Consider the following 14,840-nt stretch of genomic DNA (forward strand, 5'->3'; position numbering starts at 1 on the left):
GTCAATGATCCATTCACCCAAATTCCGCTCTTCGGAATCGAAAGAGATGCCTATTTCAACAAGCTTACGACCGTCTGCCATATAAGGGATAAGAAACTCTGTATCCCTATCGGGAGTTTGCGAAACGGAGCAGTAGAAAGAATATTCATCACAACACGGATTTAGCAATTGATATTTGCAAGGATAACATATTCCCGACAGATAATATGCGCAAGAAGAAAAATATCAGAAAGGCACCTGCACACCGTTCGTCGCTTTCCTGTCCAGAGAGCAATAACCGGGCATTAGCTTCAAACCGGAAGAACGGGTAAACCCGGTAACAGGAGGCTTCACTCCGTTACGTATCCAATATATAGCGGCTTTCAACAGCACATCATTCTCCTTATCCCCCAATTCCACATGATTCACTATCGGACGATAATCGCTATTCGGCTCATCCGGTTCCCAGTCTGAAGAAAAGCCGTCTTTGTATTCCGATTGATCCTGCACATTGAAAATCCGGCAGACAATGGGATGCAGTTCGTAATCGTATTTGTCATTGGTGAGTGTAATAGAACCTACATTCTTGCCTTCGGTCTGTTCGCCCAGCAAATATACATCGTAGTAGGGGCGCAATCCGTTAATCACCGCTTCCGAAGCCGAAGCCGTGCGGTTGCTGGTCAACACGAACAGACGAGGCAGATTGAGATTCTGTTCCGCCCCCTCTAATTTATAGGTAACCGTTTTAGACTGTATATCATTGTATTGCAAATAACAGAACGTGTTTCCCAAGGCAGATTCCGGCGCCAACAATTCGGCAAGTATCTGCGCAGAGGTCACAAGGCCACCGCCGTTGTAGCGAAGATCCAGCACAAACTCCTCGACCCCCTCTGCCTTAAATGCACCAAACTGTTGGCGAAGCTCGTTATTATACGTCTCATCCTTATCCCCGTCGGGGCCGGAGGTGAAGTGATTATACACCATATAACCCACCTTTTTATGTCCGGTAGACTCGTCTTGAAATGTTTTTGTCAGAAAAATAGGATCATCCTCTACCATGGCCGGAACCAACTCCACCGAATGTGTATCGTAATTGGAATAATGATCCGAAACATCCAACACAACCGTTTTCCCACTCAACAGATCAGACACGTTTCCATCACTTACATTCGCACCATTTATTTTATGAATCCAGTCACCACGCCGCAAACCTTTTTTCTCAGCAGGTGAGCCCGGCAATACATATAGAACACTGACCGCACGATATCCCGCACCGTTTATTATCCAAGTCTGAAACTCAAAACCAAGCGTTGGTTCTTCTCCCATGTTCGACCGTGTGGCTACAGATTTCTTTTTCTTAATTGTAGAATAATAATAACGGGTCTTATTTTTGGTTTTTCCGTCTTCCGACGCTAACAGTGAGTAGAAAAAATCTTCCGGATCAGCATTAAAATTCAGTTCCTTTTTATCAGGAATCTCTTCATACCATAAATAATAACTACGCATCGCACTCTCAATCCATTGGTTCGTAGTTTTATCACTCTTATCATCATCGTCATCCTTACAGGCGGAAAAAGAGAATACAAACCCTAACACAAGGCACATACGGCCATATATGGAAAACTTCATCATAACTATCTTTCTTTTAGTTCGATATATGCGGACAAAGATACGAAAAAAGGGAAAGCCGATGCCTTCCCTTTCCCTTTTTATATTGTCCTTTAACGATCAGAACAATTTTGCCGGATACTCACCGGCATCCACCAATGCCTGTATCTTATCCACTACTCCCTGACGGTCGGCAGCGTATGTCACGCCAAACCACTTACTGGTAGTATCAAGCACTTTCACACGGGCAGTTCCGTCATTAATCAGTTTATTTACCATCAACGGAATGAAATATTCGGCTTTCAAGTTGTCCATATTGGCCTTAAGGAATTCTTTGAAGTATTCTTCGGAATATTCAAAATAATCGGGAGTAAAGCCCCACATATTCATTGAAACCGGAGTATTGTCGGCAATACTCTGCATCACACCGTTCTCATCTTTGAAAGATACCTTACCGTCAATACGTTCGATGGCCGTACGTTCAACCACAGTTGTCAAATAACCTTCCGCATTCGTTTCGCATACGCCACGAGCAACCGAACCGCTTTCGCTCAATGTATTACCTACACGATAACCTACCATGCAATAGTCATTCTTTTTCCCGTCCATCTCGCTCAGTGCAGCACCCAACACGGCAAAGCTGTCACGACCATAGAAGTCGTCTGCATTGATAACGGCAAACGGCTCTTTGATAACGTCTTTACCCATCAATACGGCATGATTCGTTCCCCAAGGTTTTACACGGTCAGCAGGACAAGTAAAGCCTTCGGGCAGGTTATCCAGTGCCTGGAATACCAATTCCACCGGGATATGGTTTTCGTATTTACTCAATATTTTTTCACGGAAGTCTTTCTCGAAGTCCTTGCGGATAACGAAAACAACTTTGCCGAACCCACCGCGAATCGCATCATAGATAGAATAATCCATAATAGTTTCGCCATTCGGACCCAGTCCGTCAAGTTGTTTCAAGCCTCCATAACGGCTGCCCATACCGGCAGCAAGTACAAATAAAGTTGGTTTCATAACTGTGTAATATTAAAAGGTTAGTGATGTCAATGTTCCGACAACGGTGCAAATGTACAAAATTATATGGACGCAGAATGACACATTTCGTTCAAAGTTTACCTTTTTTTAATTCAATTGTAAGCTTAGAAGGGATAACCAATGGCAAAGTGTATACCTAATTGTTTCCAAAATGCCCCCCTCACATTATAGTATCCCGACTTCCCCGTTTCATACGGATCATGCAAAGGCACTCCGCAATCGAGCCGGAAGACAAGAAAATCGAGGTCATAACGCAACCCGACACCGGTACCGAGAGCGATTTGTTTGGCAAATGTTTTCAACCGGAGTTGCGCATCAGGGCGGTCGGAGTCATAACGCATCAGCCAGACGTTTCCCGCATCCAAAAAGACCGCTCCATGAAGATCTTTATAAATGCGGAAACGATATTCGATGTTTGCTTCCAAACGAATATCACCAGTCTGATCAAGATAAGAAAATTCACTCTTTTCCGGATGATAGCCACCGGGACCGATACTACGTACCGTAAAGGCGCGGATACTATTGGCACCACCGACATAAAATTGCTCGCTATAAGGAGCAACATGTGAATTACCATAGGTCCATATCACCCCACCGGCTATCCGGGCAGCAACGGAATTATTACGATCTATCTTCCATAAATAACGATAGTCGGTATTCAATTTAAGAAATTGCGCAAACGGTGCCCCCAACAGATTTTTCTCTTTTTCACTGAACGGCTTGCCGAAAATACGGTAAATACAAGAAGTCAAATTACCGGCAGAAGTAAAAGTAGTCTGCCACCAACTGGAGTTACGCACTCCACGGACAGTCGAATTATCATAGGTATAAGTATATTCCATAGCCGGAATAAACTGGTTCTGCAAACTGAGCAACAATGCCCTGTTGTCTTTGGCGATAGAATCGAATGCACTCGTGCGGTGCTGCAACACATTAAAAGTCAAACGAAAAGGCGTCAATGAATGCCTGCTGGTACGTGTCGGTTGAAAATCATACGTCGCATTTCCACCAAAAGAGAGTAATTTATAGTATTTGGCACGATTCATTTGGTCTACATACAAACGAAAAGTGGTAGAAGCAGGAAAATCATATTCACGATCTCCGAACTGAGGAAATACCACCCGTGGAAACATAAGAGAAGTAGAAGCCCCCATCTCCCAACTGTTCAACAAAGAAGAATTCTTACCACCACCGGTCTGCCATTCATAAGAACCTTTCAACTTCACATTCCAGGTTTCGCCACCGCCAAACACGTTATTGCGGGTGACGGAGAAAGAAGCGCCGGGACCGGTCTGGTCATTACTCTTGGTGGTAACATTCAATTCGAGCTCCGCATCGAGCGGCTTGTCAAAAGTAGCCTGCAGGGTGACATCGAGCGTATCGCACGCGGCAGTCGTATCACGCGGTGTATATTGCATATCCATATAACGGAAAATTCCCAATTGAGCCAGTTTTTCCTGAACACGTTGCTGACGATACTGACTGTAAAGACGGCTACGCTGTGAATTGCGTAATGAGTCACTCTTCACATATGCCTGATAGTTTAACCAGCGATAAAGCATATTAGGGCGTACCTGCATCTTATTATAGAAATGTATGTCCATCCCTTTATAGTTCATGCTGTCATTGGGCTGCTCGCCATTCTTGCCGATCAGATAAACAGTCTTGTTCCCTACATAATACCGTCGTTGTGCCGCTGCCGGCAGGCCTGCTACGGGGATAAGCCGTAAACTGACGTGCCCTCCGGGTATAAGAGTCGTATCAGCCTGATAAGTCATATAATCGGGGCGGAAGTAGAAGTACCCCACATTGCGCAGCAAAGTACTGAGACGGTTACGTTCTTCGTCCAGATCACTCACATTAAACTGTTCGCCCGGAGTCAGTAATGACCATCGGCGTCCCCGTTCCATGATACGAAGTGTTTGCGGAGTGAAACGGTCATAATATACCGTATCGATAAAGTAAGGATTACGCATCTCGACTGTATACTCTACCCGTGCTTTCAAGCTGTCTTTCGGATTAACGATTGTCTGCTGACTCACTTTCCCATTAAAATAGCCATAATCATGCAACAGGTTCGTAGCCACTTTTACACGCAATTCCGGATTAACAGTAGAAATAAATACAGGTTTCGCCGCAAAACGATTGAATACCCACTTACCGAATCCTTTCTCATACTTTACAAAATCATTGTACACCCACATCCCAAAAGGGATAGGCAAAACACCAAATAATTTGGTTGACGGGCTTTTATCCAATGCCGCCTTTACCTCGCCGATAGCTGTCTCGCCGACAGAAGTTTTGGACGGGTCTTTGAAAATGTCTTTATTGCCGGTATACAACACTTCACCCTCCGGCAAATGTTTTGTAGTCGAACAACCAAACAATAATATGCCAATAAGAGAATATATCAATATGCCAATGAAAGGTAACCGTATCCTCTGCCCACAGATTGCTTTTACTCTTTTCATCCTCATTTCTTTTTCTTTTTAAATATAAACAATTCACTCAGGCGGTCCATTTTCTTGCGGAGCACCAGACCGACACCGGTCTCAGTAATTTCACCTTCAAAAACACTTTCATAGTTCTTGTTATGGAACAGGCGGATGTAACGTGTACCGGACTGATCCAACCGGTATTCCAACGAAATATTATCGATAAACGATTCTACGTCATTAGTAGCATTGGCACCGGTAGAAACTTTACCTCCCAACACTATCTGAAAACGATCGTTAAAGAAACGCTGGGAATAGCGGAAACTGTAGTCCGTCCGCTTACCACCGGCATCCGAATCATCATGATCTTCTACTCCGAACGAAAGGCTGGCATTCTTCATGTTTCCTGTCAGAGCATTAATCTGGCTGGCAAGCACGGAGTTAAGCGCCGCTCCCATATTCAAATTCATACCGCTTCCCCCTCCCGAATCGGCAAGATATATACCGGTAGCCAGCATAGCCACAGCTTGTTTGCTACGCTCGTCCGGCCCCATACCCGCTAATTGGTTCTGTACGGAGGCATCATCCGGTGCATCGATTTCAAAAGCCAATGAAAGGTTATCGAGACGATTCTTTACCACAATCGAAATATCAAAATTCACCATACGTGATGTACCGTCTTCCTGTGTCACAGAAGCACGCACACGTTCTGTCGCCTTGAAGTTCAGCATCGGATCCATCGGATTACCGGTCCAGTCTACATAACTTCCATTTTGTATCTGGAACTCTTTCAACGGGATCACCGGCAAGGCATATTTCATCATCCCCCCCGACAAAGTATACCGGCCGGTAAGAGTAAGATCACCTTGCGGCGTATACTGTAAAGAGAGATCGCCTCCACCTTCCAATTCCACCCGGCTACTGCGGTCGGCACTCAGATCCGCTTTCAAACGAACGGCAGGATCAATGTGTATTGTCATTATCATGTCCAATCCCCCCAGAGAGAGAGTAGACTCTTCTTCCTTATTCAGAGAAGTGGTATCTGCAAAAGAGGTGAAAGTCACCAGATCACTCAAGCGATCCTGTACCGTAAGCGGTGAATCGGTAAGCACATAAGTAACATCGGTATTACCCAACAGGTTTACATTACCACGCATCATAAGCCCGTCCAACGGTCCGCGCACCGTAGCATCAAGATCGACAAACACCTTACCATAAACCATACTCTCCTTAGTCCGTTTGGCATTAAGCAACGTATAGTTTTCCGCAAACAGTTTAAGATTCGCCATCGGCCGGCCCATATCCCGAAAATCGACATAACCATCGATACTGAACGGGTTCTGACTGGTAGTATAAATCGCAAACTTATCAAATACAATCCGATTGTTCTGTACCTGTATCGGCCGATTGTCAAATATAAACCGGGCATCGGCCTGCCGTGCATAAACGGAAACACTATCCAATGACAATCCGCCATTAATCAACGGACTGTCGGTATATCCCGTAATATGCAAGTCGCCGTCCATATCGCCGGAAAGAGTCACCATCTGATCGGGTACAAAAACATTGGCTATGCTGAGAGGAAAATGTTCGAGTGTAGAGTTCACTACAATGCTGTCCTTGCCCGAAACTGCCGGATACAACGCACCATCAGCAACCATAATTTCAGTACCCTCATGCGTAAGATAAGTATTGACGTACTGCTTACCTTTCTCTCCCGGAAGCCAGGTAGCTCCCAAAGCCACATCACCGATACGCTGCCGTTCATAAGTCAGTTCATCGATACTTGCTTCCGCAGATAATTCCAACGATTTCTCCGTCTGTATATAGTGGGCTTCTGCCGAAAGCAATCCGGTAATCTGCGGCATATAAGGTAGAATGCTGAACACTTCCTCCAACCGGATACGCCGTAATTCGACATCCATATTCTGCAACGAAACGGTATCGCTCGGCAAAGATTGCATACGGATTCCCATACCCTCATTATCCTGCATATCGACATTGGCATAAACGCGCATATTCTTATGAAGATAAATCCAGTTGTGATGTTCCTCAAAACGGAATTTGTGGAAAGCAATGACAGGTTCCTCCGGCACTAATGTCAATGCAAGCCCGTTACCTTTTCCGAGCCCGCCATAGAGCGGTTTGGCATTCACTCCGAAGAGCAGGCCCGTTTTTCCTTTATCATTTATATATTGTGCCACCAGTTCCGCATCTTTATCACGAATCTCTCCGGTCAGTATGGATGTAAAGGATATCTGTGGATTTTTTGGCCCGTTGATTACTCCGCCACGCAGGTTAATACGACTCGTATCCTGCTTCAAAGTAAAGAAAATAGTATCCAGTTGCAACGTATCAATCTTCAAGGTATGGAGAGCGACCTTACCGTTAATTCCCCAATCCGGTGCACACCCCAATTTGGCAGAAGCATCATGATAAGATATATTCTGCGTAGCGAGATACCAGGCCATCGGGTTATCCTGTCCGGCAGAGAAAGAGAAAACTGCTGTCGGCAACGCTTTACGCAATTCTGCGTGGTTTAATTCTTTCGCTTCCAACTGCTTTGTCAAAACATCGGCAAAGTGAGTGGATTGACGAATTAATAATTCCAACCCGGCGCGGGCGCTGAGGTTCAGTTTAAGGTCACCTGCTGTAAGATGAGTAAATACACGTTCTTTACGTACTTCACCGGTAAGTTGCAGATCCAACGGCTTGCCGGAATTCTTACCAAGACTGACACCGAAAAGTTTTTCCGTATCGATGCCAGTTACATTCAGCCCGACTTTTCCATCCGGATAATGATGTGCAAGATGGTACTCCGCATCTGCCGTCATCTTCAACAGAGGATTATCACTGGTCAGTTGTACATTCGCAACTGCATTCTTGACCGTCCCTGTAAGACCGATGCCCGAAATTTTATAATCCCCGTAATGCAATTTATCAATCGTCGCCTTAAGAGCCGCCGCAGTCTTATAAGAAGTAAAGTCGAACCCGCGCCCGTGTGCCGCAAGAGAAGCACTGAACTCATAAATGGAATCTTTCGGCAAGAAATGATTTATCTGAAGATCCTCTATATGCAAATCGGCAGTATAAGCTTCGGTAGTACTGTTAAGGGCAGCAGTAAGTCCCAATCGGCCTTCTCCTTCTTTCAACAACAGGCGGGCGTCGTATTTCGACCCTTCCATCCCCAAACGAGCGTCAAGAAGCATACTATCCGGGATAACCAACGGTGCTCCCGGCGTCATCCCCCCCAATGCCGTCAGGAAATTAAGATTTCCTGTCTGCATTTTCAAGTCAAGAGCAGCCGAGCGTGTGGTACTATCTGTCAGATTATACAATTCGCCGCCACCCTCCAAAGAGAAAGCACCGGGCAGATTTACTTTAAAACGGGAAATCTGCATCGATTTCAAGTTGCCTTCCGTACCCGCCTGTACTACTAATGGACGGAAAGGATAAGCCTCCTTGAAAGCCTCGGGCAAACCGCCGGCAAACAACATTACATCCTGTTTACCGATAAGCGCGTTGAAACGGGCGGTCAACCGTCCGGTAGTAGGAATATTCACCAATTCCCAATAAGTCTGGGCAGTAAGATTCATTTCCGAATGCGGAGTAAGCAAACGGAAATCCGGTATACGGATAACCGTACTGTCGGCAAAAACACGTCCGGTCAAAGATGTCACGCTTAACCCGGAACGTTCGTTCATTGAAAACTCACGAATAACAGCGTTCATATTGCGCCCCCGGTAAAGTACCGAATCAATTCCGATACGAATATCTCTCAAAGCAATGTGCGAAGGATCAAAACCTTCCACTGGTTGGGTATTACCCGTATCGTAATTAACCGAAGTGCCCGTCAGCAAAAAGGATCTCAATCCGTAGAACTGGTGTTTTAAATCAGCGGATACATCTTTAATGCTTGCCTCGCTCACACGGGCAGCCATACGCATCGTATCCGCAGGAAGTTGCATACTGAAAGAAACGTTTTTCAAACTTAGTGCATGAAGGTCTACTTTCCAATTGATGGGAACCGAAGCCGTATCCGTTTTTTCGGTAGTTGCAGTGTCATTCAATACAAGACCGATGTGTGTGTCGGAGAGTTCGACATGATTAATCACCGCTGTTTCATCCGTAAGATCGACACCGTGACTTTCAAGAAAAAAACGCCCCAATACCCCACGGATTTTCATGCCTTCTATGAGATCGGCCGAATTGACAGTCACCTGCTGGAGAGTAATATCGTCTACTTCTATTTTTCCTTTAAACAAAGGCATAGCTTGTACATGCACATTGAGACTCCCCAGTGTGAGCAATGTATCCGGAACCTGAATCACTTCGACATCCCGAACCAACAGGTTCAACGGGAAGCGAAGATCGATACGTCCGACATTAATTTGCATACCGGTAGCTTCAGATGCATATGAAGTGGCCTGCTTCCGTAAAAAATTCTGTACGGGGGGTACATAAAGCAATACCATCAGTACCACAAAGAGCAATATAGGAGTAAGTAATATCCAACTCACCCATTTTATCCATTTTCGTTTCATCAAGCGTGTTTCAATACATTAACGGAAATACAAAGTAAACAAATAATTCTATAAAAAAGATTTAGAAGGTGGAGAAATACTTTCTTGCCTCATCTACCACCTGTCGTAACAACGGTAATACCTCTTTTGTTTTTTGTTTCACTTCATCAGAAAACTTTTCGTTTCGCCTACTTTCCAACCACGACAGCAATGGAAGAATCTCCATCGCCTTGATCATAGTTAAAAGCGGAAGCAGCTTATGCGCCATACCGGCAATCCGATCCGTATCTTCTTCTTTTAAACCGGCTTCCATCTGGTCAATGTTCTTCTCCGTTTCCTCTACAAATGAGGACAGAATGGAACGAGCAGCCTCAGGATCATCTTCGGAAAAAGCGGTGAGAGCACGGAAATCAAGATTTAGTTGAAAATTGAAAGTTGAAAGTTGAAAGTTGGCTGCGCAATCTTCTTGCATAGTGACTTTTGGCTCTCCACTTTCTGTTTTCAACTCTTCAGAAACTTTCAACTTTCCACTTTCACCTTTCAACTGTATTAGGAGTTCGGCTACCGTAAAAGGCTTGTGCAGGCAGCCGGAGAAACCATGTTCAATAAATTCGGCCGCATCCATATCGCTACGGGCTGTAACGGCAATAACGGGAATTGTTTTCGCCTGAGAAATATTGGATGCACGCAATAATTTCAACAAATCGAAGCCGTTGATGGCAGGCATCTGTACATCGGTCAGCAACACATCAAACCGGCGCTCACGGAGATGTTCGGTCAGTTCATCAAGTTGCTCGCAACATGTGGCATGAATTCCTTGCTGCTCAAGCATGGCAGCAGTCAAAGTCAGTTGTATCCTATCATCATCAATGAGAAGAATATTCATCGGAGAGTTCACCATTTGCTCCCGGTCGATATGATCTGCTTCAGTAACCGAAGGAGACTGATTCTTTTTCCTGTCTTTATCAAAACCGACAGCTTTGCCTACCGGAAACAGCGGTAGGATTACCGTAAACGTACTTCCCTCTCCCAACGTGCTCTGCACGTCGATAGTACCTTCAAGCAGCACGACAAGCTTGTGCACAATAGAGAGTCCCAGACCAAATCCCTCTTCACCTTGTGCACCGGGCAGGCGGGTAAACTCCTGGAAAATACGTTCTCGGTCTTCTGCTGCCATTCCCTTTCCGGTATCGGTCACAGCTACGCGCAAACGGGAAGAAGAATAACTTACCGCAAGCGTTATACCCCCTTTTGAGGTAAATTTCACCGCATTAGACAATAAATTATTCACAATCTGTCGGATGCGAAGCGGATCACTTATGAAACGCCCGTCCAGTTCGGACTCTATTTTATATTCAAGAACAAGTCCTTTAGCTGCCGTTAACGGTTCAAAACTTGTACGTATCTCTTCAAAAAGCTGGGAGGGATTAAAAGTGACACGGTTCACTTCTGCCTTATTCAAGTCAAGACGATGGAAATCGAGCAGGTCACTCACTAATTTCAGAAGATGCTGCGAAGAACTTTTCATGTTATCGAGATAAAAACGCTGCCGTTCATCATTCGTAAGGCGTGCCAGCAGATCTGTATATCCCATAATAGAGCCAAGTGGTGCTTTAAAATCATGTGTGATGGCAAGCATCAATTTTTCACGGGCATTCAAAAGTTCTTCGGCACGGCGGTTCGCCTCTTCTAATTCCCTACGGTATCGGTTACTACGGGTGATATCCCGCCAGATAATAATAAGGAAAAAGATGGAAAGCAGAACGGCTCCCACAGCAATGCCACCGATAATGCGGGCAGAACGTTGACGAACATATTGCTCTTTCTCCGCATCCATCTGCGCACGTTGCATCACATTCAGTTCATACTCTTTAACCAAACTGTCGATCTGGGCTGTCAGTTGTGTATCCAACCGCCGGAACTGCACATTCCTGCGCCGTATAGTCGTTTTCTTCTGAGCACGTTTTTGTTCACTGGCCATACGAATTTTCTGATGCAGTGAATCGGTCGGGTTATACGCTTCAAGGATGGTATCGGTAGCAACCTCCAACGAAGTATTTACCAATACTGCCGTATCCTGTTTGGAAGGAACGAAGGCCTCTGCCAAACGTTTGAAGAATCCTTTTTTCTTGGGCTTTGTAATGAGAGAATCACGCGTTGTGATTATGCGGTGCTGTACACGTTGCTGGGTAACCACCGAATCCTGTTCAGCTATAATCTCTTCAATTTCCCTGGCCGAAAGCAAGCTGTCATTCGCTTCACTTAATACCCGAAGCATCTGAATCGTATTCTTATCTTTCTCACGTAAAAGAACCAACAAACTGTCTGTCATCAGACTCTGCTGGTCATCCGATGCAGAAAGTGTCTCCATCTCACGATGAACAAACACCAGAGAAAAGAGTAATATCGCCAATAAAAGAGAATACCCTATAGCTATTTTTACTTTGGTAAAACGCGAAGGTGCCATAATATTAATAATTTAGCAATGTGTCAATATGCCAATGTGCCAATGTGCCAATTGCCATGCGGCATAATAGCGCAGCCAATTGGCACATTGGCATATTGGCACATTATTTTGTTTTATAGCGGAAACGCAGCCACAACATGATGCCGGCACTGGTCAGTCCGAACGGAAAAGCCATCCATACCCCGACAGTCCCCCAATCGAGAACGAAGCCGCAGAAATAACCTACCGGCAAAGATATCATAAAATAAGCAATAAAAGCAATCAGCATCATCGGTTTCACATCCGAAATACCTCGCAAGGCGTTTGCAAAGTTGATTTGTAATCCATCACCGAATTGATAAACCAGCATCGGGATAATCAGCATCGCCACTAATGCGGAAACCTCTTCATTATCCGTAAACCACCCTCCCAGATAATTACGGAACAGGAATACAATGCTTCCCAACACCACTGCCATCGCCATAATCAAATGAAAACCGGCATAAGCCGAACGGCGTACATTGACCGTATCCTCTTGACCATTGAAGTTACTGACGCGCACAGCAACTGCTGCTCCCATACCGTAAAACATCATAAATGTAAATTGGGATATGGCACACATGATCTGATGCGAAGCTAAGGCAATAGTACCTAACCAACCTATCATCACAGCACTCAAACTGAAAGAAGCTGTCTCCATCCCCATCTGAAAAGCAACCGGCCATCCCAAGCCATTGAGACGCATAAACATTTGTCTCGACCATCCCAAACGGAAAAAGCCGAGTTTATACCGTATAAAACGACGGCTACTAAAAAAGATCACAGCGAACACAATCACCATTACAATACGCGAGAAAAGGGTACTGATACCTGCCCCTAACAACCCTAACTCCGGAAAGCCGAATTTTCCGTTAATAAGAATATAATTCCCGATAATATTCAGCACATTCCCCCCCAACAATATCCACATGGCTGTTTTGGTATCGGTAATTCCATCTGTAAACTGCTTAAAACCATTAAACAACAGAACAAACACAAGCGAAATAAGCAAAACAATGTAATAAGGCTTAATCAAGGGAAGGAGCTCTTCCGGTTGTCCCAACCTCTCCACATTCAGATAAAGGATACCCATTATCAGTGTCAGCAATAAACCGACAAGCAGATTTGCCAACAAACTACAACGCAATGCCTGCCCAACAGGTGCAAACTGCTTATTACCATACAGACTCCCTACAACCGGGGTAAGCCCGTAAGAAAAACCGGTACTGAAAATAATCGCCAGATTGAATACATTGTTTACAAAGGAAGCAGCTCCCAACTCACTGGTACTGTGATGTCCGATCATCAATGTATCGGCAAAACCCAAAATAATAACTCCTACTTGTCCGATAACAATGGGCAATCCCAAAAGGAATAACGCTTTGTAATGCCCCTTATAAGTTTCATAGTAATTTTTCATATTCATAGAGTCTCTCTCCACCCCTCTCCACAGGAGAGGAAGAAAAGAAACTATTGCTATTAATCAGTTATCAATCTAACTTCACTCCCTCCCTTACGGAGACAGCCGGGGAGAGGCCCTTATAATACAGCACCACCCCATTTCTCTTGTCAAAGGATGTCTGTGCTACCGCTTGCAATTGTCCGGCAGTAACGGAACGATAACGTTCTACCTCCTTTTCCATATCTTCTGCCGCACCGTTCAGTTCAAACCAAGCGAGATTGGTAGCCACATTCAAATAGTTGATATTGCCGAAAATCTGGGTAGATTCAAATTTATTCTTTACCTTCTCCAGTTCCTGCACGGTAACTGCTTCGTTCTGCAACCTATTCAACTCTTCGCGTACGGCAGTTTCTGCTTCTTCGAGTGATACACCGGCAGCCGGTTTACCAGAGATATGAAACAAACCGGCATCCACCGTACCGGAGATATAAGCATCGATACTTGAAAACAATTGCTTTTCTTGTACCAGATGCCGGTTCAAACGGCTGGACTTTCCATTACTGAGAATATCCGACAATATGTCAAAAGCATAGTAATCGGGATGCGCACGTTCGCACATATGATAAGCCATAAAAAGAGAATCGATCGGCACATTACGCTCCACTACCAAACGGCGTTCTTCCGTCTGTGCAGGTTCTTGCGGCAATTGACGTACCGGAACATCCCTCTTAGGGATAGAAGCAAACCATTTCTCCGTCAAAGCTACCGTTTCCTCAAACGATATATTCCCCGTGACAGCAAGCACTGCATTATTGGGCGCATAAAAACGGAAAAAGAAGTCTTTTACTTCATCCAACGTGGCATTGGCTATGTGCGACAGTTCTTTGCCGATAGTAGGCCACTGATAAGGATGCACCTTGTAAGCAAGAGGGCGCAACAGATGTCCCACGTCGCCATAAGGCTGATTGAGACAACGCTGTTTGAACTCTTCCATTACCACCCCCCGTTGCACATCCAGACTCCGTTCATTGAAATCAAGACTCAACATACGGTCAGACTCCAACCAGAATCCAATCTCCACATTTTGCCGGGGAACGGTCAAATAATAATTCGTAATATCGTTATTTGTCCAGGCATTATTCTCGCCACCGGCCAATTGGAGAGGAGCATCGTAATCGGGGATATTCACGGAGCCTCCAAACATCAAATGCTCAAAAAGATGAGCAAAGCCCGTATGATCGGGATGTTCGTCCCGGGCCCCCACATTATATACTATATTAAGAGCCACCATTTGCGTGCTTTCATCCTGTGAATGCACCAATCGCAAACCATTGGCCAGAACATGCCTGCTGATCTTTATCATC

General features: G+C 45.0%; 7 protein-coding genes. All 7 read right to left on the bottom strand.

Annotated features, from left to right (window positions below; all coding sequences use genetic code 11):
• Positions 1–225: 225 nt before the first annotated feature.
• The 7 genes from RB604_RS01610 to RB604_RS01640 all read right to left on the bottom strand — a co-directional run bounded on the left by RB604_RS01610 (position 226) and on the right by RB604_RS01640 (position 14,839).
• Positions 226–1,611: a S41 family peptidase gene (locus RB604_RS01610; protein WP_005934601.1), complete on the bottom strand. Its 1,386-nt coding sequence runs from the start codon at positions 1,609–1,611 to the stop codon at positions 226–228.
• A 96-nt stretch (positions 1,612–1,707) separates the two neighbouring features.
• Positions 1,708–2,610, bottom strand: a complete 903-nt coding sequence (locus tag RB604_RS01615) for a glycosyltransferase family protein (RefSeq protein WP_005934604.1) — start codon at positions 2,608–2,610, stop codon at positions 1,708–1,710.
• Between the two features lie 125 nt (positions 2,611–2,735).
• Positions 2,736–5,102 (bottom strand): translocation and assembly module lipoprotein TamL, encoded by a 2,367-nt coding sequence (tamL, locus tag RB604_RS01620; RefSeq protein ID WP_044093724.1) that lies wholly within the window; start codon positions 5,100–5,102, stop codon positions 2,736–2,738.
• A gap of 2 nt (positions 5,103–5,104) precedes the next feature.
• Positions 5,105–9,610: a translocation/assembly module TamB domain-containing protein gene (locus tag RB604_RS01625; protein ID WP_055295801.1), complete on the bottom strand. Its 4,506-nt coding sequence runs from the start codon at positions 9,608–9,610 to the stop codon at positions 5,105–5,107.
• A 61-nt stretch (positions 9,611–9,671) separates the two neighbouring features.
• Positions 9,672–12,056, bottom strand: coding sequence for a hybrid sensor histidine kinase/response regulator (locus RB604_RS01630; protein ID WP_055295804.1), 2,385 nt, complete (start codon positions 12,054–12,056; stop codon positions 9,672–9,674).
• 103 nt (positions 12,057–12,159) lie between these two features.
• Positions 12,160–13,494: an MATE family efflux transporter gene (locus RB604_RS01635; RefSeq protein WP_172680714.1), complete on the bottom strand. Its 1,335-nt coding sequence runs from the start codon at positions 13,492–13,494 to the stop codon at positions 12,160–12,162.
• A gap of 70 nt (positions 13,495–13,564) precedes the next feature.
• Entirely contained in the window at positions 13,565–14,839 is a 1,275-nt protein-coding gene (locus RB604_RS01640; protein WP_055295808.1) for a M16 family metallopeptidase, read from the bottom strand.
• Position 14,840 lies beyond the last annotated feature (1 nt).

Source organism: Bacteroides salyersiae (genome assembly GCF_031172035.1).
Lineage (GTDB): Bacteria > Bacteroidota > Bacteroidia > Bacteroidales > Bacteroidaceae > Bacteroides > Bacteroides salyersiae.